Source organism: Oceanisphaera sediminis (genome assembly GCF_039539745.1).
GTDB classification, from domain to species: domain Bacteria; phylum Pseudomonadota; class Gammaproteobacteria; order Enterobacterales; family Aeromonadaceae; genus Oceanimonas; species Oceanimonas sediminis.
In genome coordinates, this window is sequence record NZ_BAABDS010000043.1 from 48,803 (window position 1) to 69,905 (window position 21,103).

At 58.9% G+C, this 21,103-nt stretch carries 17 protein-coding genes; 4 read left to right on the forward strand and 13 right to left on the reverse strand.

Going from position 1 to position 21,103, the window contains the following annotated elements; genetic code table 11:
• Positions 1 to 3: 3 nt before the first annotated feature.
• From bcsG to ABD827_RS15680, 4 genes are all read right to left on the reverse strand, one after another.
• Positions 4 to 1,587: a cellulose biosynthesis protein BcsG gene (gene bcsG / locus ABD827_RS15665; RefSeq protein WP_344965608.1), complete on the reverse strand. Its 1,584-nt coding sequence runs from the start codon at positions 1,585 to 1,587 to the stop codon at positions 4 to 6.
• 172 nt (positions 1,588 to 1,759) lie between these two features.
• Positions 1,760 to 3,262 (reverse strand): BcsE family c-di-GMP-binding protein, encoded by a 1,503-nt coding sequence (locus ABD827_RS15670; RefSeq protein ID WP_344965609.1) that lies wholly within the window; start codon positions 3,260 to 3,262, stop codon positions 1,760 to 1,762.
• A 408-nt stretch (positions 3,263 to 3,670) separates the two neighbouring features.
• On the reverse strand, positions 3,671 to 4,771 hold the full coding sequence (zapE, locus tag ABD827_RS15675) for a cell division protein ZapE (protein ID WP_344965610.1): 1,101 nt from the start codon (positions 4,769 to 4,771) through the stop codon (positions 3,671 to 3,673).
• 137 nt (positions 4,772 to 4,908) lie between these two features.
• Positions 4,909 to 5,250: a DUF2750 domain-containing protein gene (locus ABD827_RS15680; RefSeq protein WP_104488073.1), complete on the reverse strand. Its 342-nt coding sequence runs from the start codon at positions 5,248 to 5,250 to the stop codon at positions 4,909 to 4,911.
• Positions 5,251 to 5,394: 144 nt separating this feature from the next.
• Here ABD827_RS15680 and ABD827_RS15685 point away from each other — a divergent pair, with 144 nt between their 5' ends.
• The 4 genes from ABD827_RS15685 (at position 5,395) to ABD827_RS15700 (ending at position 8,489) form a co-directional block, all read left to right on the forward strand.
• Complete coding sequence (locus tag ABD827_RS15685) at positions 5,395 to 6,042, forward strand: isochorismatase family protein (protein WP_344965611.1); 648 nt, start codon at positions 5,395 to 5,397, stop codon at positions 6,040 to 6,042.
• Positions 6,035 to 7,225, forward strand: a complete 1,191-nt coding sequence (pncB, locus tag ABD827_RS15690) for a nicotinate phosphoribosyltransferase (protein WP_344965613.1) — start codon at positions 6,035 to 6,037, stop codon at positions 7,223 to 7,225. Before ABD827_RS15685 ends, pncB begins: the two co-directional genes overlap by 8 nt.
• A gap of 120 nt (positions 7,226 to 7,345) precedes the next feature.
• On the forward strand, positions 7,346 to 8,140 hold the full coding sequence (phhA, locus tag ABD827_RS15695; protein WP_344965614.1) for a phenylalanine 4-monooxygenase: 795 nt from the start codon (positions 7,346 to 7,348) through the stop codon (positions 8,138 to 8,140).
• Between the two features lie 10 nt (positions 8,141 to 8,150).
• Complete coding sequence (locus ABD827_RS15700) at positions 8,151 to 8,489, forward strand: 4a-hydroxytetrahydrobiopterin dehydratase (RefSeq protein ID WP_344965615.1); 339 nt, start codon at positions 8,151 to 8,153, stop codon at positions 8,487 to 8,489.
• A gap of 230 nt (positions 8,490 to 8,719) precedes the next feature.
• Here the strand turns inward: ABD827_RS15700 and ABD827_RS15705 are convergent, their stop codons facing one another.
• From ABD827_RS15705 to ABD827_RS15745, 9 genes are all read right to left on the reverse strand, one after another.
• Positions 8,720 to 9,001: an META domain-containing protein gene (locus ABD827_RS15705; protein WP_344965616.1), complete on the reverse strand. Its 282-nt coding sequence runs from the start codon at positions 8,999 to 9,001 to the stop codon at positions 8,720 to 8,722.
• The gene (locus ABD827_RS15710; RefSeq protein WP_344965617.1) at positions 8,968 to 9,465 is read right to left on the reverse strand and encodes a YbaY family lipoprotein; all 498 of its coding nucleotides are present in this window, start codon (positions 9,463 to 9,465) and stop codon (positions 8,968 to 8,970) included. Before ABD827_RS15710 ends, ABD827_RS15705 begins: the two co-directional genes overlap by 34 nt.
• A 201-nt stretch (positions 9,466 to 9,666) precedes the next feature.
• The gene (locus ABD827_RS15715; RefSeq protein ID WP_344965618.1) at positions 9,667 to 10,941 is read right to left on the reverse strand and encodes an NAD(P)/FAD-dependent oxidoreductase; all 1,275 of its coding nucleotides are present in this window, start codon (positions 10,939 to 10,941) and stop codon (positions 9,667 to 9,669) included.
• A gap of 113 nt (positions 10,942 to 11,054) precedes the next feature.
• Positions 11,055 to 12,539 carry an aldehyde dehydrogenase PuuC gene (gene puuC / locus ABD827_RS15720; RefSeq protein ID WP_344965619.1) on the reverse strand — a complete coding sequence of 495 codons (1,485 nt, stop codon included), beginning with the start codon at positions 12,537 to 12,539 and terminating at the stop codon, positions 11,055 to 11,057.
• A gap of 39 nt (positions 12,540 to 12,578) precedes the next feature.
• A complete protein-coding gene (gene puuD, locus ABD827_RS15725) occupies positions 12,579 to 13,349 on the reverse strand; it encodes a gamma-glutamyl-gamma-aminobutyrate hydrolase (RefSeq protein ID WP_344965620.1) in 771 nt (256 codons plus the stop codon).
• A 79-nt stretch (positions 13,350 to 13,428) separates the two neighbouring features.
• A complete protein-coding gene (locus tag ABD827_RS15730) occupies positions 13,429 to 15,171 on the reverse strand; it encodes a GGDEF/EAL domain-containing response regulator (RefSeq protein ID WP_344965621.1) in 1,743 nt (580 codons plus the stop codon).
• Entirely contained in the window at positions 15,171 to 18,176 is a 3,006-nt protein-coding gene (locus ABD827_RS15735; RefSeq protein WP_344965622.1) for a PAS domain S-box protein, read from the reverse strand. The genes ABD827_RS15730 and ABD827_RS15735 overlap by 1 nt, the downstream gene beginning before the upstream one ends.
• 269 nt (positions 18,177 to 18,445) lie before the next feature.
• The gene (locus ABD827_RS15740) at positions 18,446 to 19,435 is read right to left on the reverse strand and encodes a cytochrome d ubiquinol oxidase subunit II (RefSeq protein ID WP_344965623.1); all 990 of its coding nucleotides are present in this window, start codon (positions 19,433 to 19,435) and stop codon (positions 18,446 to 18,448) included.
• 1 nt (position 19,436) lies between these two features.
• Entirely contained in the window at positions 19,437 to 20,843 is a 1,407-nt protein-coding gene (locus tag ABD827_RS15745) for a cytochrome ubiquinol oxidase subunit I (RefSeq protein ID WP_344965624.1), read from the reverse strand.
• Positions 20,844 to 21,103: the final 260 nt, after the last annotated feature.

Sequence of the window (21,103 nt, forward strand, 5' to 3'; positions counted from 1 at the left end):
CCTTTACCTTGTCGTGTAGGTTAACCAATCGCTGTTCTCCTTCAGCCTGATATAAGTCGCATCCTGCTCCTTCACCACCAAACTACCCGCATTTTCCGCCACCCAGGACGTGGCGGGAAGCCCCTCGATCAGCCGGGAAAGGTCAACCTTTCCTCCCTCGGTCACCTGCTGACGATACAGCCGAGCCACCAGCTCACTCAGTGCCGAATAGCTGCTGTCCTTTGTCACATGCAATGGCCCGGCGGCATTGCTGACCATGCCAAACAACCTGACCCCCACCGGCACATGGGTAATGGCGGGAACGGGCAGCTCGCGCATGCCCGGGATTTGCATGCGGTCGCCACGCAAATTGGCCCCATGCTCCGGCACCAGCACCACCATCACGGGCCGGCCACTTTGCTCCAGCTGATCAAAAAGATGCTCAATATCATTAAACAGCTGCCTGGCCCGCTCCCGGTAACTGGCCGGCTGAGTGTCACCGTCCGCCATGATCCGGCGATTGCCGTCATGCAAGGAGATGGAGTTGTAATACAGCGCCCTGGCCTGTCCGTCCCGTTGCAGACGTTGCTGCCACCAGCGGCCAAGTACTTCCCCATCCCGTCGAATGGGAGCACCGTCAAAACCGATAAGGTAGCGCGACAGCCCCTGCTGCTCTACCACTGGCTGTGCCAGCCCGCCCTGACGCTGTACCTCGCCCAGAAAGTCGTCGAACTGCCCGTTGTGGTTAAGGGCCAGATCGGTGCCAAAGCCCAGATTACGCAAATTATCCATCAACATGCACTGTTGTGGTGCCGATTCAAACAGACTGGCATGACTGCCCTGGCCGCAACCGGCACGCAACAGGCGAATGGCCGCCGGCCCACTGTAGGAGGTTGCCGCGTTAAAGCGATCAAAAATCACATCCAGGCGTTCAAACAAGGTGTGGGATCTCAGCCCTACTGCATCGAGATCGTCCCAGCCAAGGGAACAAATATTGAGCAACAGTAAGTCAAAGGGGGCCTGTGCGTTTGTCGAAGCCGGAAAGTCCGTCTTCAGCGCTTGCTGGGTACGATAGAAATACTGCAGTTTTTCATCCAGCGTCTGCGCTAATGAGCCGGCCGGTGTTACCGTTTCGGACGATGCCATCGGCAGAGGCGCTACCATGCCTATAGACTGCAGCGTCAGCCAGGCCAGGCCGGCCAGGGTAAAGGTCGTAAAACGAACCCAGGTATGCAGATAAACGTAGGCAACTACCGTAGCCAGCAAGAGGCCACATAACTGCCAGTTGACGAAACGACCTGCCAGCTCCATCAGATAGTCCCAGGTGAAATCGGTAACGCCGGGCTGGGCCAACAAACGGGAAAAAGGGGGCAGCCAACTGTCCTGGTACAACAATGCCAACGCCAGTGGCAGGACCAGCAGCAGACGCAGACGTTGGGGCCACTGCCCTGGCAGGGGAAGCAACAATAAGGCCGCCAACGCCAGGTTGGGCAGCGGTTGCAGATTCAGGTACCCCAGCCACAGCAGCAGCAGCTTGCTCAGAAAATACAGGTTCCAGTGCCCCAGGCCTCGCCATGCCGACCCGGATTCAGCCTTCACTCCGCTCATGTCCGGTCTCCCTTCTCTTCGCCCGCCGCACGCCCCTGTGCCTGAGGTAACGGTTGGGCCGGCATCGCCTCAACAGGGCGAGCAGCTCACGTCCACAACGAGCCAGTACCCACCACAGGAGCAGCGTCAACGCGGCATTCACCAAAAACAATAACCACAGATCCGAATACATTTACTGCTCCCGGACGTTAAGGTAAAACGGACGCCGGCCAAAATGACGCTGCCTGGAGGCAAAAGCCGGCTCCGATGGCGTTTCATACGCCAGAGCCGGTCTCTGCTGGTCCTGCTCGAACCGCTGCCTGGGCAGCATTTTCGTATCGAACAAGGGGCGACACTCGCTGAACAGCTCCTGCCAGGGCAAATGAAAGGCATTGGCCAGGGCAGCCTCCCTTGCCTCGTCCGGGCAGGCAAACAAAAACAGATAACAGCTGTCGTCCAGCAAACAGGCCAGATCGCCCTGCCGGCGCAGATTGAACTGGCTCAGGCATAATTCTGCATTCAGGCCCAGACGCAGGGGCAAGGCCAGCAACTGATGGGGGATTTCTCCACTGGCAGCCCGGAACACCCCATCGACGTAACGGTAAAACTCCCGCGGGCTCAGCAAGCCGCTGGCAGCAGGGGGCTGAAAACGTCGCAATAATTGCTCGATATCACCGACCGATGGCCGTTGCCAACGTTGCCCCGGCAAGCAATGCAACAAAGACAAAAACTGGGCATGAGACACCCCGGAAGGGATCACCAGATTGGCACCACACTGCAGCAGCAGATCCTGCTCCACCTCCCGCAGGCAGGGGTACAGTTTGCGTATCGCCAATCTGAGCCCGGGGCCGCGAAAACGGCGCAGGGAATGAATGCGCTGGGCCAGAACAGTCAACTCTTCGTTGCTCTCGACCGCAGCCACCAGAGTGCCTTCGCTCGCTGTTATTGCCTTCTGCCAAAAGTCCTCTTCTGGCTCCATTATCTGCCAGTCGGCCGCCGGTGCCGGCATATGCTCCAGTGCCGCACGCTGAATCAACACGCCTTTTTCGTTATGAGCGGAGTCATGCTGCGCCACGCTGGCAGGGCGCACGGCAAACCGGCCGTCCTTCAGCAGGAGTTCATAATCGACACCGGCCAGCAACCCGAGGGCATTACGCCAGCCATCAACCCGCAACTGGATGCTGTTATCATTTCGCTCGAGTCGCAACAAACCATTCACCTGTCCGGCCAGTGTGGCTGGCAAAACCTGCTCCTGGCCATGGCACAACACCAGCATGGTAAGCCCGTGCCGGCTGGCCCAGACCTGTAATGACAGTGCCCACGCCTTCTTCCTGCCCCCCTTCATCTGTACCCGGGTTGCAGGCAGCAACAGCAACAGAACCCCTGTGTTTACACCACTTCGCCCCAGCTCGGCAGTCAGCCATTTCAGATCGGCGCCACGCCGGCCCGGTGCCAAAGAAAAGAGGGATATCTGATCAGGTCCAGCCTCGTCCGGTACCATGGCCAGCAATTCATCCTGCTCGTCATCGGCACACACCAACGTGGTTTTCAGGTTTGCAGGCAGCGCCGTTAGCAGGCTGGCAGCCAGCAACAGCATATCGTTCCGCTTGGTTAGCGACACCCAGTACAGACCCGGCTCACTCACCAGAGCCGCTTCTCGTGGCAGATGTTTTACAGCAAGGGCAAGAGACAGCATAAGGTGTAAGTTCCCCTCGAGCGATGACGCAGGGTGCACAGAAAAGGATACGTTCGAAACTTAAATCTAGACCCCGACGCCATATGCGTCCAATCGCCTTTAGATATCTTTCATCGTATTGAAAAGAGGCAACAGAGAACGGCACCCACGACCGTGAAATGCCACAGCCGGAAAATGCTCCTGCCGTTCCGGCATCCCCGCCATTCCTGCGGTCAGACGACATTTCTCAAACCCTCAGGGGCGAGCTTGTCTCACCGTGACGAACGGTTGCAGCCTGACCGAGCATCCAGTGAGTGTTCGCAGCAGGCTGCAACGGTGAGTGTCATTTATCAGTGGCGTGTCGTGGGAGGCGGCTGTGTTGCCTCTGATCTCGGGGTTAAAATGATCAGATGCTTCTTCAAATTGGTATCACTCGACAAATCGTTGCAACTGCATTTCCTGCAGTCGGCTCAGGGTGCGGCGAAAGGGAAAGGCCAATGCGCCCTCGGTGTATAACTCGTGCAACGGCACCGCCGCCTCGATATAAAGCGGAATACCGCGATCGTAGCATTCATCGACCAGGGCGATAAAACGGCGCACGCCGTCGTCTTGCCGGGTCAACATGGGTAGCTGGCGATCTCCGGCCGCCACCTGTTTGATACCGTCCTCGGTACCGCGCGCGATATTCGCCTTCAGGCCGCTGCCGGTGAGTCTGGGCACCTCGCCCAGCAGAATATGATGAAAGCGGTCACACAGCTCGATGAAGTCCGGCGCCGCCAGCGGTTGTTCACACAAATCGTGATAACGACACCAGAGCAACTCACCACCGCGTTGCACCACGCGTATCTGCCGATGCCCCAGCAGCAACGGCTCGGCACTGCATTCACCCGCGGCCAGCTCGGCAAACACCGCCGCCAGCGCCTGCGGCTGCTTTATCCAGTAGCGGGGTTGCAACCGCCCCGGATGCAGCCGGTGATCTTCACCGCCGTCCACGCTCACCAGCTGCATATGACGCTGCATCGCCGCCACCGCCGGCAGAAAGCGCTCGCGATTGAAGCCCTCCGCATAGAGGCCGTCGGGCGGCTGATTGGAGGTAGTAACCAGCACCAGTCCCTGCTCGAACAGCTGTTGCAGCAAACGGCCCAGCAGCATGGCGTCACCGATATCGCTGACGAACAACTCGTCCAGGCACAGCACCCTTACCTCGGCCGCCAGCTCCTGCGCCAGCAAGATGAGAGGGTCTTCCTGCCCGGTCAGTTGAAACAGCCGCTTGTGTACCCAGCGCATGAAATGATGAAAATGCTGTCGTTTCGCCGGCACGGTCAGACTCTGGTAGAAACGGTCCATCAACCAGGTCTTGCCTCGGCCTACCGGCCCCCACAAATAGACGCCGGAAATATTCGACTCACCGGCCTGCAACTGCCGGTAACAGCGCTCCAGACATTCGGCAGCCCGATGCTGGGCCGCGTCATCTTTAAAACCGGATTCAATGGCCTGCCGATAGGCGGCATAGGGAGACAAGGCTGACATCAGATCCTCTATCTGAACGGGTATCAGCTGACTATTAAGCCAGATTCTGCGCCAGACTGACAATCCGGGTGGCGGCAGAAATAAAAACGGCCTGCCCGACAGCGCCGGGCAGGCCGTTAACCCAAGGGGTATTTCAATCAGGCCAGCGCTTTCACCAGCTCCAGCACGTCCAGCTCGATGCCATCCAGCTCGGCGTCCCAGTTGGGACCAATGCGTACACCGTCTTCCGACATGTCTTCTACCCAGACTTCAAGAAACTCGGGCAGGGTGATTTCAAAGGGTTCGTACTCGGCCCATTCGTCTACACACTGCACTTTTGCTTCATTCTCGGTAGACCACACCGGCATGACTTCGGTATCTTCAAACTCGGACGAGTCGCAAACGACCCACTCCTCGCCGAAGCGCAGCCCCCACATCACCCGGTTGGCTGTGACTTCATCGAGAAAACGCTGGTAATTTTGCTGGTGGCTATCGCTCATGTTGTTCACCTTTGGGCTGATAACGGGGAAGATACCCCAGATGGGGCGATACTGAACCAAATCCCCCCTAGACTCAATCAAAAACAATACTAATACAGCACGCCACAAGGGCCAAAGGTCCACACTTAACATAGGAGGTGGTGTATGAAATTACCCGCCAAAAACCGGGTCGCCAGCCTGGATGTAGACGCTCAATATACCTTTACCCCCAGCTGCCCGGACGAGCTGCCGGTACCCGGCGGCGATACCATTGCCGATGAGCTTAATCGCCAGGCCGCCTTTGCCGACTGGCGCCTGGGCTCAAAAGATGCTCACTCACCCCAGGCCCTGTGGATCAGTAGCGACAAGCAACCGCCGTTCAGCCCCATAAAAGGCGCCAACATGGACATTCGCTGGCCCCGCCATGCGGTACCCGGCACCCCCGGTTTTGAACTGCTGGACGGCCTGCCCCACCCGGCCGACTATGACTTTTTCGTGTGGAAAGGCGTGGAGCCGGACATGCACCCCTACGGCGCCTGTTATCACGACCTGGCCGGAAACATGAGTACCGGCATGATTGAATACCTGCGCGATCGAGAGATCAATACCGTGCTGGTGGGTGGCCTGGCCACCGACTACTGCGTGCGTCATACCGTGCTGCAACTGCTGGATGCCGGCTTCAACGTGGTGGTCAACCGTTCCGCCATTCGCGGCGTGGCGGATGAATCCAGCCGTCATGCCATTGCCGAGATGATACAACACGGTGCCCACTTCGTGCACGACAGCCGTCAGCTGGAGCAAACCGATGACTGATCCCGTGATTCGCTCGCTGCTCGACACCGATCTGTACAAGTTCACCATGATGCAGACGGTGTTGCATCAGTATCCGGCTGCCGAGGTGGAATACCGCTTTCGCAGCCGTAATGCCGAACTCGATTTCGGCGACTGCGTCGAAGAGATCGAAGCCGAAATCGAGCATCTTTGTCAGTTGCGGCTGACCGAAGACGAGCTCGCCTATCTGGGCCGGCTCGACTACATCAAGTCCGATTTCATTCACTTTCTGCGACTGTTCCGGCTGGATCGGCGCTTTATCCATCTGAGTTGCCATCAGGGTGAGCTGGAATTGAGCATCAAGGGGCCCTGGCTGCACACCATACTGTTTGAAGTGCCGCTGCTGGCGATCATCAGCGAGGTCTATTGCCGGCGTCATGCTGTCGGCACCGACCTGGCGGCGGCCAGAGCGCGACTGCAGGATAAAATCAGCCTGGTGCAAGACGACAGCGATAACGACGATTTCCGCTTTTCCGACTTCGGTACCCGCCGCCGCTACTCCCGCGCCTGGCAGCAAGAAGTGGTCACCGCCCTCGCCCAACAGTTACCGCTGCAGTTTGCCGGTACCAGCAACCTGGATTTGGCCCGGCGACTGGGGCTTAAGCCGGTCGGCACCCTGGCCCATGAGTTCATGCAAGCCTTTCAGGCGCTGGGGCCGCGGCTTATCGACAGTCAGAAGATGGCACTGGAAGCCTGGGTGCACGAATACCGGGGCCGGCTCGGCATCGCCCTGACCGATGTGGTGGGCATGGACGCCTTTCTGCGCGACTTCGATCTTTACTTCGCCAAGCTGTTCGATGGCCTGCGCCAGGACTCGGGCGACCCGGTGGAATGGACCGAAAAAGCGCTGGCCCACTATCGCCGCATGAACATAGACCCGCGCAGCAAAACCCTGGTCTACAGCGATGGCCTGACCATGCACAGCGCCCTGGATCTGTACCGGCGTTTTCGGCATCAGTGTCGTCCGGCCTTCGGTATCGGTACTCACCTGACCAACGATCTCATGAGTCATTCGCCCATCAACATGGTGATCAAGATGATCAGCTGTAACGGTCAGGCGGTGGCCAAACTGTCGGACAGCCCGGTCAAGGCCATGTGCGAAGATCCCGGCTATCTGGCCTATCTGGCGCAGGTGTTCGACGTCGATCTGGCCACGGTCAAATAGCGTGACACTGTAAACTTATAATTACATCAACTGTAAACCCGGCCCGGGTGCTGCCCTTCTCAATCGTTCGCCGTCTCTCTACAGTAGAGACTGAGATTGATTAAAAAGTGGGAATGCCCGATGAATGCGACCCAGTATGTGGCCCGCAAACCGGACGCTGATGGAGTCATCCATTACAGCGAAGAAGAAAATGCCATCTGGCATACTCTGATCGCACGCCAGCTGGCGTGCGTGGAGGGCCGGGCCTGCGACGAATACGTGGCCGGTCTGGCCCGGCTGGCACTGCCTCATGACCGCATTCCCCAGCTGGACGACATTAACCGGGTGCTGAGCCCAGCCACCGGCTGGCAGGTGAGCCGGGTGCCGGCGCTGATCTCCTTCGATCGCTTCTTTGAACTGCTGGCCAACCGGCGTTTCCCGGTGGCCACCTTTATTCGCAGCCGTCAGGAGCTGGACTACCTGCAGGAGCCGGATATCTTTCATGAGCTGTTTGGCCACTGCGCCCTGCTCACCAATCCGGCCTTCGCCCGCTTCACCCATATCTACGGCCGGCTGGGGCGCGACGCCAGCCCCCGGGATCGAGGGTTTCTGGCACGCTTGTACTGGTTTACCGTAGAATTCGGCCTGCTCAACACCCCGAGCGGACACCGCATCTACGGCGGCGGCATCCTGTCTTCGCCGGGGGAAACCCGTCATGTGTTCGAGTCGGACATGCCCGAGTTTCGCCCCTTCGAGATACTGGATGTGCTGCGCACCCCTTACCGTATCGACATCATGCAACCCATCTATTATGTACTCGACTCCATCGACGATCTCTTTGCCATCGCCGAGATGGATATCATGGCCGAGGTGAAAAAAGCCCGCCGTCTGGGGCTGTTTACCCCGACCTTTGCCGCCAAACAAAATGCCAGCTAAAGGAGTAAACATGACCGAACTTGCCCAACAACAGTGCGAGGCCTGCCGGGCCGATGCCCCCAAAGTCAGCGACGCCGAACTGGCCGAGCTGATGCAAAAGCTGCCGGACTGGGCACCAATGGCCCGTGACGGCGTGCTGCAACTGGAGCGGGAATTCAAATTCAAGAATTTCAAACTGGCCTGGGCCTTTGCCGACAAGGTAGCCGAGCTGGCCGAAACCGAGTTTCATCACCCCACCATCACCCTGGAATGGGGCAAGGTCACCGTCACCTGGTGGACTCACGCCATCAAGGGCCTGCACCGTAACGACTTCATCATGGCGGCCAGAACCGATTTGCTGCTGGATTGATATTTGCTCAAATGACTCGGCATCTGGATCTCACGGTGCTGCCGGATTGCGCCGCATGAATGGCCGCCGATGGTAGGGTCGAATTTATTCGACCGATGTAGCTGCGGTGCCAGGCTCGTTGGTCGAATAAATTCGACCCTACGACATCTTTAGTCACGAGGACTGCACAAACGACAAACAAAAACGCCCGGCGCAAGGCCGGGCGTTTTTTGTCGGTAAACAAATCGCTGTCAGTTGGCGGTCAGGGCGCGACCGTCGGCGGCGAAGATCTGCAGAGTACCATCACCCTGCTGCTCGACACGCCGGCTCTGACCCAGAATATCCAGCATGGTGCGTTCCCGCTCCATTTGTTTCGGGGTACACAGCATCATGGTGCTGGCCAGATCGCCGACGCTGAGCTGATCCCTCTGCAATTGGTAACTGCCGTTGAAACTGTTGCAGAAGGCCTGCCCATAAAGGCGGCCATCATCACCAAAATTCAGGCTCGCCCTGGACGAGGCAGGAACGGCCACGCGTTGAGGTTACGCACCTGCCACTCACTGCCAGGCAGCGGCGTAACCACGCCCTGCTCGCTCACCTGACGCAGTACCAGATTACCCAGCTCGGTCATGCCCGCTTCGGCGCTCACCCCAACCGGTGCACTGCGCCAACTCACCTGACCGCCTTCCATGATGACGGCACTCAGGCTGTAGGCCCCGCCGTTCATGTCTTGGGTATTCACTGCCAGGGTAAAGGAGATCGGCAGTGGTTGGCCGTCGAGGTCGATACGCTGCTCGCCGATAACGGCACCGTCGGCCACCGAGCTATCACGCACCGTGACCACCGCCACGCTGTTCGGTGCCAAGGCAATACGGGACAGATAAGATAGGGAGCCGGTCAACCGATGCTGTTGGGTCACTTGCTGTTGTGCAGCACAGCCGCTGAGCGCGGTCACGGCAACCACGGAAGTCAATGTGATGGAAGTCAGTCGGTTCATCAAAACGCCTCGTTCAAAAAGGAAACGTCGTCCCTGAGCAAAGGGGTGCATCCGATTGCGACCCAAGAATTAGAGTAAAAACGTGAATACTGTAACGACTTTCAGCCACAAATGCGTCTTCTATTACTCGGTGCAGCAGATAACCCGGATGACACCGCCTGTACGCAACATGATGTGACTCTGTGTGTGACAGGCGACTCTTCACACGCCCAGCTTGTCGCGCAGGCTGTAGTAGGCGGCTCCCATGGCACTGAACGGCACCTGAAAGCGGCGTCCGCCGAAGAAGGGCAGATGGGGCAGCCTGGCGAAGGCGTCGAACCGCTCGGCCTGCCCCTTGAGTACTTCCGACAGCAATCGGCCCGCCAGATGGGTACAGGTCACTCCGTGGCCGCTGTATCCCTGCATGTAATAAACGTTGGGCTCCAGCCGCCCGAACTGGGGCAGGCGCGACAGGGTCAGCAGGAAATTGCCGCTCCAGCGATAATCTATCTTCACCCCCTTCAGCTGAGGGAAGGTGTTCAACAGCTTGGGTCTAACCAGCCGCTCTATATCCTCCGGCTCCCGGGCGCCGTACACCACGCCACCGCCGTAGATCAGCCGGCGATCGCCGCTGAGGCGGAAGTAGTCCAGCAGGTAGTTGCAGTCCTCCACACAGTAATTGTTGGGGAGCAGCCGTGATGCCTGCGCTTCGCTCAGCGGCTCTGTGGTAATCACCTGACTGCCGCAGGGCATGGCCTTGGCCGCCAGTTTCGGCTCCAGATTACCGAGGTAGGCGTTGCCCGCCAGCACCACGAAACTGGCTTCTACTCTGCCCTTTTCGGTCACTACCGTTGCCGGATCGCCGTGCTTGATGTCGACGGCCGCCGACTGTTCGAAGATGCGACCGCCGAGCTTGCGAATCGCTTCGGCTTCGCCCAGCGCCAGATTGAGCGGATGAATATGACCACCTCGGTGATCGAGCAGCGCGCCCTCATAGGCTTGTGTATCTATTTCTTCGCGTACCTGACCGGCATCCAGCAGCTCCAGATCCTGATGGCCGTAACGCTCCCAGTCGGCTTTTTGCGCGCTCAGCTCTTCCAGCTGCCGCTTGTTGAGAGCGGCGAAGATACCACCGGGGCGAAAATCGCAGTCAATCTGGTACTGCTCGATGCGGCTGCGAATGATGTCGCCACCTTCGAACATCATGCTGCCCAGCATGCGGGCGGTATCCTGGCCATAACGGGACTCGATCACCCCGATATCCCGGCTGTAGGAATTGACGATTTGGCCGCCGTTACGGCCACTGGCGCCATAGCCGATGCGACTGGCTTCCAGCAGCACCACGTCGAACCCGGCCTCGACCAGAAACAGGGCGGTAGAAAGCCCGGTGTAACCGCCGCCGACCACACACACATCGCAGCGAATGTCGTCGGTCAGTTGCGGCCAGGGCGCATGCTGGTTGGCCGAGGCGGCGTAATAGCTGTTTACATGCTGCATGTACAAATTCCTCCTGTGTCTACCTCAGTAGACATCACTGGGTCATACCGGGCTTGACCCGGTATCTTTCTGCAAGAAGATCCTGACTTTCGTCAGGATGACGCTCTGAGGGCTTAATCCAGCGACAGCCAGGTGGTCTTGAGTTCGGTAAATTTTTCCAGCGCGTGCAACGACTTGTCCCGGCCATTACCGCTTTGCTTGACGCCGCCGAAGGGCACCGTCATGTCGCCGTCGTTGTAGTTGTTGATAAACACAGAGCCGGCCTTGAGCTTGCGGGAAAGCCGGTGCGCACGGCGCAGATCCGAGGTCCAGACCCCGGCGCCCAGGCCGTATTTGCTGTCGTTGGCCAGTCGCAGCGCTTCTTCCTCATCGGTGAAGGTGGTGACCGCCAGCACCGGACCGAAGATTTCTTCCTTCGCCACCGTCATATGCGGATTGACCTGCTCCAGCACGGTCGGCCCCATGAAGTTACCACTCTGATCGCGACCGTCCAGGCTCAGCACGGCACCGGCGTCCAGCCCTTCGCTGATGTAACGGCATACGCTGCCGTGGTGATCGGCGTCGATCAGGGTGCCCATGATCGACTCGGGATCGAGCGGATCCATCGGCTTGAACGCCTCGGCGGCTTTCTTCAGTTCGGCCATGAAGGCGTCCTTGATGCTTTCCTCCACCAGCAAGCGAGTGCCGGCGATGCACACCTGGCCCTGGTTGTAGAAGATGCCGGCGGCAGACGCCTTGGCCGCCCTGGCCAGGTCCGGGCAGTCGGCAAACACCAGGTTGGCGCTCTTGCCACCGGCTTCGAGCCAGATGCGTTTCATGTTCGACTGGCCCGCATATTCCATCAGCAGCCGCCCCACCCCGGTAGAGCCGGTAAAGGTCAGGCAGTCCACATCCTGATGCAGCGCCAGCGCCTTGCCCGCCTCGTGCCCCAGGCCGGGCAGCACGTTAAGCACGCCGTCGGGCAGGCCGGCTTCTTTGGCCAGGGCGCCGAGGCGAATGGCGGTGAGCGGTGATTTTTCCGAGGGCTTGAGGATAACCGAGTTGCCCGCCGCCAGCGCCGGGCCCAGCTTCCAGCAGGACAGCAACAGCGGGAAGTTCCAGGGCACTATGGCCGCCACCACGCCGATGGGCTCGCGGCTGATCAGCGCCAGGGCGCCGGGGTCGGTAGGGGCGATTTCGCCGTAGACCTTGTCCACCGCTTCCGCATACCAGCGAATGGCGCGGGCGGCACCGGGAATATCATCACGCAGGCTGTGGCGAATCGGCTTGCCGGTGTCCAGGGTTTCCAGCAGCGCCAGCTCTTCTTTGTGCTCGTCCATCAGCTCGGCCAGACGCAGCAACACCGCCTTGCGCCGGCTCGGGCCCGCCTCGGACCAGACGCCGGACTCGAAGCTGAGACGCGCCACCGCCACGGCGGCGTCCACATCCGCCTGCTGAGCCCGGCTGACCTCGGCCAACGGCTGCTCGGTGGCCGGATTGATGCGGCTAAAGGTTTCACCGCCCCGGGCTTGCTGATATTCGCCGGCAATAAACAACCGGTGCTCTATGGTCAGCTCTTTCGCCTGTGCCTGCCAGTAGGCCTTGTTTCTGTGTTCCATAACGATCTCCCCGTTTCATTGCAGCAAGCGACCTCGGCACTAGCGCCGATCCTTACCCTTGCCGGCATGATACCGGCGACAGGCCGCAATAAAGCCATCAAACAAGGCGCGAGACAGGGGGTTATTCCGGCTCTGCCATTCCGGATGCCACTGCACTCCCAGGGCGAAGGGATGATCGAGCAGGCTGATGGCTTCCACCAGACCGTCAGGCGCCGTGGCCTCGACCCGGGCACCTTCCCCCACCTGTTTCGTGCCCTGCATGTGTAACGAGTTAACCTGCTGTGCCTCCGAACCTACCAGCCGACTCAAGAGGCCGCCGTCACTCGGTATTATGTTGTGCGCCGGGCCATATTGCTGTTCCAGAGTCAGAGTCTTGTCTTCCCGGTGTTCCTCGAACAGACCGGTCTCGTGCAGCCGACGATGCAGGCGGCCCCCGCTGGCCACCACCATTTCCTGAAAGCCCCGGCAGATGCCGAGCAACGGCAGCTGCCGCGCTTGCGCCGCCGCAATCAGCTGCAGGCTGAGCCGATCCCGACCAGGATCGGTGTGGGGCTCGTCGCCGCTTTCACCGTAATGATGCGGCTCCATATTGCTGTAGCTGCCGGTGAGTAGCAGGCCGTCGAGCATGGTCAGCGCCTGGGTCAGATTCTGTTCGTCTTCTACCAATCCATGCGCCAGCGGAAACGGCAGCGCACCGGCGGCCAACAGGGCATCGAGGTATTTCTGCTGCAGCGTCATCGCCGGATGCGGCCCCAGTTGTTGCCGGCACATCACCACACCAATCAGCGGTCGGTACGCTGTTTTCACCATCACACTTCCCTCTCAGAGGTGCTATCCAGTGCTCATTTTGACCATAAAATGTCCGCTGGTAACAGACTTATATCAAAAATCACCTCATGGCATTGTGCTGTTGGGTATAGGCAATAAACGCCGCCGGCTTCAGCGGCGGCGAATACCAGTAGCCTTGCACCAGGGTGCAGCCCATCTTCCTGAGCAAGTCGATGTGCTCGACCCGCTCCACCCCTTCGGCCACCGTCACGCAGCCCAGGTTACGGGCCATGTTGATCACCGTTTCAACCAGCCGCCGGTCCTGACAATCGTTATCCATCTCGTCGATGAAGGCGCGATCGATCTTCAGCACTGTCACCGGCATTAATTTGAGATAGGCCAGCGAAGAATAGCCGGTACCAAAGTCATCGATGGCAATCGAAATGCCCTGCTCCGCCAGTTGCTGCAGCTGGCTCAGCGCCAGCTCCATGTTCTGCATCAGGCCCGACTCGGTCACCTCCACTTCCAGCGCCCCTCTGGGCAGGCGACTCTGCTGCAGCCGGGTGATCAACTGGTCGGCAAAGCCGGGCTGCATCAACTGCAACGCCGCCACATTCACCGCGACCTTGAAGTCCGCGGCCACCGATTCCTGCTCCAGCCAGCATTCCAGCTGACGAATGGCGGTGTCGATCACCCAGTCTCCCAGCCGCAGAATATCTCCACTGGCTTCGGCAATGGGAATGAAGTCCACCGGTGAGATAAAACCCAGCTCGGGATGAACCCAGCGCAGCAGGGCTTCGGCGCCGGTTACCCGACCGCTGTGCAGGTTCACCTTGGGCTGATAAACCAGAAACAGTTCTTGATTATCTATCGCCGCATGCAGCGCCTGGCGGCGACGGTTAATAGCCAGCAGATCCTGCTCCAGTACCGGCTGATAGCATTGCCAGCAATTATGCTCGGTCGGCAGCGCCATCGAGGCCAGTCGCACCAGGTGCTCGGGTGACCGATGCGCAAAACCGCTGTGACTGACCCCGATGCGGACTTTCAGGTACAACAGCAGATGCTCGACTTCAAACGCCAGGCTGACCACCGCCACCAGTTCATTCGCTCGCCGGGCGATGTCCTGCTCGCCGATGCCGTCAAACTCCAGCAGCAGCCATTCGTTGCCGCCCCACACCCCCAGTTGCCGACGCTGCGATCCCGGTAGCCGCTGCAGGCGCTCCCCCACCGCTCGGCTCAGGGCTTCTGCCACCCCGTAGCCATGCACCCGGGCAATGTCATCCATGCCCTCCAGCACAATGAAGTACACCACCGCCTCGCGGCCCTGCTGCAGCCACTCGAGCAGGCCACGGCGGTTGGGGAGTTCGGTCTGCGGGTCGGTCAGCGACAAACGATGCAGGTCGGCGGTACGCTGCTTCACCAGCTCTTCCAGCAGCTCGGCCCGACTGCTGCGCTCACGCAACAGAAAATGCAGCTCCAGGGTATTGTGAATGCGCTGCAGCACCTCGAAACGGTCGAAGGGCTTGGGCAAAAAATCCCGCGCCCCCAGATTCAGCGCCTGCAGCCGTGTATCGGGATCGGTCTGGGCACTGAGCACAATCACCGGCGGCGCCAGATTTTTCCAGTGGGTCTTCAACCGCTCCAGCACCTGATAGCCGTTGATATGGGGCATGTGAATATCGAGCAGCAACAGGTCGGGCATGCCGGCTTCCAGCAGCGCCTCGAGTCGGCGTGGGTCGGTTTCGCCCCGTACGCCCCGATAGCCATAGTCTTCCAGCTGCTGGACCAACAACTCGACGTTAATCGGGTTGTCGTCGAGCACCAGAATATCGGCATCTTTGTAAACCAGAGGAATTTTTGGCATCAGTCCACAGGCTCCAGCAAGTCATCCAGCACCTTCAGCAGCCGGAGTATATCGATGGGTTTGGTCAGATAATCCCGAAATCCGGCCTTGCTCGCACGCTTGATGTCTTCCGGCATGGCATTGGCCGACAGGGCGACGATGGGAATGGTACGGGTCAGCGGATGGCGCCCGAACAGCCCGGCCGCTTCAATCCCGCTCATGCCCGGCAGGCTGATGTCCATCAGGATCAAATCCGGCGGGTTCGAGCAGGCTATTTCAAAGGCCAGCTCGGCCGAGTGCACGCACTCGAGTTGCATGCCTGGCCGCTCTTCAAATACTTCGGCCATCAGCCGCTGGTTGGCCGGGTTGTCTTCCACATAGAGCACGGTGCGCCGCGCCCCTGCAACCGGTTCGGCCTGGGGTTCCGGATACAGGTCAGCCACCGCCTTTCGCGAAGAAGACACCGCCAACGGCAGGCAGAACCAGAACTCGCACCCTTCACCATGATGATTATCGACCCCGATACGTCCTCCCATCTGTTCGAGAATACTCTTGGTCAGTGCCAGCCCGACACCGGTGCCCTCAATGGCGCCATTTTCCGCCCCCAGTCGATTGAAGGGCTGAAACAGCTGTTCCAGATACTGGGGATCTATGCCCGGCCCCGTGTCTCGTACCGAGACCCGTAACAGGTCGGCGTGCTGACGGCAACCAATATAGACCTTCCCCTCGGGACGGTTATATTTGATGGCATTGGAAATCAGGTTGATCATTACCTGTTTCAGCCGGGTGTAGTCGGCCAGCACCGCCGGCATGCGGTTCAGCGCCGCATCAATATGCAGCGCCACCCCCTGTTGCCGGGCGATGGGCATCAGGGTGTCACAGGCATCATCAATCACTTCGCGCGGCTGTATCGCTTCGAGCGACATATTGATGCGACCGGCTTCGATGCGCGCCAGATCCAGCACTTCGTTAATCAGATTGAGCAGATGGCTGCCACTCTTGTAAATCTGCTCCACCTGTCGCAACTGCCGTTCGTCAAGCGACGCGCGTTTATTGCTCTGCAGCAGCTGGGCAAAGCCCATGATGGCATTAAGCGGTGTGCGCAGCTCGTGGCTCATGGATGACAGAAAATCGGTCTTGGCACGGCTGGCCTGCTCGGCCTGATCGCGCGCCTGACGCAATTGCTCGGTAAATTGCTCACGTTCGTTTAGCTGGCGATACAACTTGATCAGCAGGGCGCAAGTGGAGGTAAAGGGCTCCAGCCAGGACACCAGATCCTGATCATAGTCTTCACCGCCATTGGCGATGGCATACATACCGATGACGGTGCCCTCGTCAAGAATGGGGACACCCAGATAATTATGCAACGGCGGATGACCCGGTGGAAAACCACCCCGGCGCTCGTCACTGTCCATGCCGTTGCTGAGTACGGTATTGCCCTGGGCAAACACCTGGCCCAGCATGCTGTGCGGGTTGGTCAGCTTCATCTCGCCCGCCTGCAGTTTCTGCATCAACTGGCGCGATTCCTCGTTCCAGGACAAGTCGGTAATGGCGTGAATTTTCAGCTCGGGTTGCCCCTGCTCCGACAAGACTTCGCCAATCAGCGAATAGTCACTGTCGGTCAGCTCGCGCAGGGCTTCCTGCAGAAAGCTCCACAAGCGGTTGCCGGACATCAGCGCATGGTAGTCGGTCAGTCCCTTGTGCAACACGCTCAGCAGGCGCTGCTGCTTTTTCAGCTGGCTCGACGTTTGCCACAGCTCGCTGATATTGTGCGCCACACTCACCACGCCTCGAATTTGTCCCTTTGCATCTCTCAGTGGCGACTTGCTCACATCAAAACGCTCTCCGGAAGCAGGAGACACGACCAGGCTTTCTGGCTGCCCCGTGGCAATCACCCGTCGATCACTGGCCTGCGCCTGCTGTGCCAGCTCATGATCGAAAATATCTTCGACCTTAAGCCCTCTGATATCTCCTTGCTGGTCTTTACCGAGCGCCCCCAGCGTATTCTGATAGCTCCGATTGGCAATCATGTATCCACCGTCAAGATCCTTGGCAAAAATAGGATCCCGACTGGCATCGATAATGGAACGCAGCAAGGCACGCTCTTCCCGCTCGCGCTGTTCCGCCTCATGCATTTCGGTCAAATCGGTCAGAATACCGATAAACTCCATTTGCCGAGGATGATGCGAATCGACCACCCGACCCACCGCCAGATGCACCGGCACCTGATGACCGCTCTTGTGCAACGCCGACACTCGACGGCCCTTGCCGATAACCTTGGGCTGCCCGCTCTCGATATAATTGTGCAAATACTGATCGTGACGGGCGGACCACTGTTCCGGCATCAGAGCACTGACATTTTTTTCCAGTAATTCCGCTCGCCGATAGCCGAGCAGGCTCAGGGCATAATCGTTGATTTCCTGAATGATTCCTCGACCGTCAATCCGCACTATGCCGGCGGCCGCCCCCTGGGTAATGGCCTCGTAACGCGCCAGCCGATGATCGCTGACCATGCACTGGTTGCCGAGCAGCTGCCGTTGCTGATGCAGCTGAATCAATTGCTCGGTCTGTTTTGCCAGCAATTGCAGTTGTCGCCATTCATCCTCATCGAGACGGCGCGGCCGAGTATCGATGACACACAGGGTTCCCAGACTCACCCCGGACTCCAGCACCAAGGGAATACCGGCATAAAAGCGAATATGTGGCGCAGCGGTTACCAGCGGATTATCGGCAAAACGGGGGTCCAGCGTGGCATCTTCCACCACCAGCGGCTCGCCATCGGCCACCACATGACCACAAAATGAAATATCCCGCCCGGTTTCACAGCTGTCCACGCCGACTCGGGCCTTGAACCACTGTCGATCTTTATCCACCAGTGATACCAATGCTATCGGAACCTTCAACAGCAGCGCCGTCAGCTCGACCAGCTGTTCAAAAGCAGGTTCGGGCGGCGAGTCCAGTAACTGCAACTCATGAAGTTGAGCCAGTCTGGCGGCTTCGTTTTCGGGAAACTGGGGAGTGAGCATAAAAATCCGGCAATATGAAGACGAATGAAACCCGCTGTAAACGGCACTGATTGGGGACTGTAACCGTTTATAAGCTCCATGTGGAGCAAGTTTAGACCTTTTATTGATATTGAACAGTGTCGGTCATCCATAACGAAAAAGGCTCCATAAGGAGCCTTTCAATCAGATGCCGAGGGCCAGTTTAATGGCCATGCCTACCAGGGTCACGGCCAGCACACCGGCCAGATAAAGCACGGCAAACCACAGCCAGCTCTTTTTACGATTCGCCATCAGTAACCCTCTTCGAAGTCCTCGACCTTGCCGGAGAAAATGCGATAGCCCCACAGGGTATAGGCGCAGATCAACGGCAGAAAGATAAGAATGCCCGGCAGCAGAAACGTGAGGCTGGAATCCGGCGCGCTGGCCTGCCACAGGGTCAACTGGTGGGGAATAAGATAAGGGAACAGTCCCACTACCAGACCGGCAAAGCCGAGCACGAACAGTCCGACCGCCAGCCAGAAAGGCCGGGTCTCGTGCGGTTCGCCATCCAGATCCCGATACAGTAACCAGCCGAGCAAAGCGCTGAGCAACGGCAGCGGCAGCAACAGCAGGAAGTTGATGCCATCCAGCCAGCGCGCCCTTACCTCGGTGTTGGCGTACAGGGTCCACAGGCTGACGATCACCAGAATCGCCATGATGGTCAGCACCAGCTTGCGCCCCAAATGAGCAGAGCGCGCCATGATAGGTCCCCGGCTTTTCATCACCAGATAGCAGCAGGCCAGCAGCGCATAGGCCACCATCAGCGCAAAACCGGTGAACACGCTGAAGGGCGTCAGCCAGTCCAGTGCGCCCTGCTGACCCGCCTCCACACCTTGTACCACGGCGCCGAGAATAGCCCCCTGGCAAAAGGTGGCGACGGTAGAGCCGAGAAAGAAGGACTTGTCCCACCAGGGCTTGGAGCGATGCGACTTGAAACGGTACTCGAACGCCACGCCACGAAAGATAAGCCCGATCAGCATGATGATGATCGGCGTATACATGGTGGCCAGAATGCCCGAGTAAGCGGCGGGAAAGGCCGCAAACAGCACCACACCGCCAAACACCAACCAGGTTTCGTTGCCGTCCCACACGTGAGAGATGGAGCGCATCATATGATCGCGCTCGCCTTCGCTCCTGAACCAGGGGTAGAGGATGCCGAGGCCGAGGTCGAACCCGTCCAGCACCACGTACATCAGTACCGCAAAGCCCAGCAATAAATAATAAAACAGCGCCAGATCCATGTTAATTCTCCACCACGTCACGTTGCAGTTTCTTCACCCAAGCCAGGGCAAAGCCGGGCGCATTGACACCAATCATGTGCTGTTCAAGCCGCGTCATGTCCGGCGGCCCCTTGCGGATCAGCTTGGCCATGAAGTAGAGATAGACACACAGCAGCAGACTGTAGGTCAGCACAAACAGCGTCAGCGAGAACAGCACCCGCTCGGCCGGCAGTGGCGTCACCACTTCCATGGTGCGTACCAGGCCGTGCACCAGCCAGGGCTGACGGCCCACTTCCGCCACATACCAGCCGGCCAGGGTAGAGATAACGCCCGACGGGATCAGCAGCGTCATCAGCAGCAGAAAGGGTTTGCTCTCGAAACGACCACCCCGGCGACGCAACCACAAGCCCCACAGGGCGGCGCCGATCATCAGCACCCCCAGCCCCACCATGACGCGAAAGGAATAGAACACCAGCGGCACATAAGGCCTTTCGTCGGCGGGCACCGATTTCAGCCCCTGCAGCTCGCCATCCGGCTCGTGGGTCAGGATCAGCGAGGCCAGCTTGGGGATCCTGATTTCAAAATGGTTGGTCTCATTTTCCATGTCGGGCACCGCAAACAACAGCAGCGGGGCACCGGCTTCCGTCTCGGGCCAGATACCTTCCATCGCCGCCACCTTGACTGGCTGATGCTCTTTCACGTTGAGGCCGTGAAAATCACCCACCACCGCCTGCAGCGGCGCCAGCACCAGTGCCGCCCACAACGCCATCGACAGCCCCTTGCGGGCAAAGGCGAGATCCCGGTTTTTGCGCAGATACCAGGCACTGACGCCACCGATGACGAAGGTGGCGCTCAGCATGGCCGCCAGCAGCATGTGTGCCAGACGATAGGGCATGGAGGGATTGAAGATCACCTCCATCCAGCTGGCCACCTCGAAGCGACCGTCCACGATTTCATAACCTGCCGGGGTCTGCATCCAGGAATTGGCGGCGATAATCCAGAACGACGAAATCCAGGTACCCAGCGCCACCACGCAGGTAGCAAAGTAGTGCAGTTTTTCCCCGACCCGCTGCCAGCCGAACAGCATGACTCCGAGAAAACCGGCTTCCAGAAAGAAGGCGGTCAGCACCTCGTAGGCCAGCAGGGGCCCCAGTACCGGGCCGACCAGTTCGGAGAAACGAGAAAAGTTGGTGCCGAATTCGTACGACAGCACTATGCCGCTGACCACGCCCATGCCGAAGGTAATGGCGAAGGGCTTGATCCAGAATTTGGCCAGTTGAAAGTAGACCGGATTACGGGTTTTCAGCCACAAGCCTTCCCAGATGGCGATGGCAGTTGCCAGACCGATGGTGATGGCCGGAAAGATAATGTGAAAACTGACGGTAAAAGCGAATTGGATCCGCGACAGTATGGCAGCATCAAGTTCCATCTTGTTCCCTTAACGAGATTGAAAGCGGTTTATTACCGCCGGCAGGGTAGCCAAAAGTAGAACGATAAAAATGGCAGAAAATTCCAGTACCAAAGTAGTCATGTTCATAAAACGTTTCTCCAGGGTGGACTCCATCCGATTGGTTTACCCGAGGGTGAACCTGCTGTCGCTAGATAAAGCACGATACATGCCACAAATAAGAAAACCTGCACCCGCCTTGGCCTGGATCAAAAAAACGATGAATACTTGCCCCGACTGAC

Coding starts and splice junctions, on each gene's coding strand:
- bcsG (WP_344965608.1), bottom strand. CDS start 1,587: ATGAGCGGAGTGAAGGCTGAATCCGGGTCGGCATGGCGAGGCCTGGGG.
- ABD827_RS15670 (WP_344965609.1), bottom strand. CDS start 3,262: ATGCTGTCTCTTGCCCTTGCTGTAAAACATCTGCCACGAGAAGCGGCT.
- zapE (WP_344965610.1), bottom strand. CDS start 4,771: ATGTCAGCCTTGTCTCCCTATGCCGCCTATCGGCAGGCCATTGAATCC.
- ABD827_RS15680 (WP_104488073.1), bottom strand. CDS start 5,250: ATGAGCGATAGCCACCAGCAAAATTACCAGCGTTTTCTCGATGAAGTC.
- ABD827_RS15685 (WP_344965611.1), top strand. CDS start 5,395: ATGAAATTACCCGCCAAAAACCGGGTCGCCAGCCTGGATGTAGACGCT.
- pncB (WP_344965613.1), top strand. CDS start 6,035: ATGACTGATCCCGTGATTCGCTCGCTGCTCGACACCGATCTGTACAAG.
- phhA (WP_344965614.1), top strand. CDS start 7,346: ATGAATGCGACCCAGTATGTGGCCCGCAAACCGGACGCTGATGGAGTC.
- ABD827_RS15700 (WP_344965615.1), top strand. CDS start 8,151: ATGACCGAACTTGCCCAACAACAGTGCGAGGCCTGCCGGGCCGATGCC.
- ABD827_RS15710 (WP_344965617.1), bottom strand. CDS start 9,465: ATGAACCGACTGACTTCCATCACATTGACTTCCGTGGTTGCCGTGACC.
- ABD827_RS15715 (WP_344965618.1), bottom strand. CDS start 10,941: ATGCAGCATGTAAACAGCTATTACGCCGCCTCGGCCAACCAGCATGCG.
- puuC (WP_344965619.1), bottom strand. CDS start 12,539: ATGGAACACAGAAACAAGGCCTACTGGCAGGCACAGGCGAAAGAGCTG.
- puuD (WP_344965620.1), bottom strand. CDS start 13,349: ATGGTGAAAACAGCGTACCGACCGCTGATTGGTGTGGTGATGTGCCGG.
- ABD827_RS15730 (WP_344965621.1), bottom strand. CDS start 15,171: ATGCCAAAAATTCCTCTGGTTTACAAAGATGCCGATATTCTGGTGCTC.
- ABD827_RS15735 (WP_344965622.1), bottom strand. CDS start 18,176: ATGCTCACTCCCCAGTTTCCCGAAAACGAAGCCGCCAGACTGGCTCAA.
- ABD827_RS15740 (WP_344965623.1), bottom strand. CDS start 19,435: ATGGATCTGGCGCTGTTTTATTATTTATTGCTGGGCTTTGCGGTACTG.
- ABD827_RS15745 (WP_344965624.1), bottom strand. CDS start 20,843: ATGGAACTTGATGCTGCCATACTGTCGCGGATCCAATTCGCTTTTACC.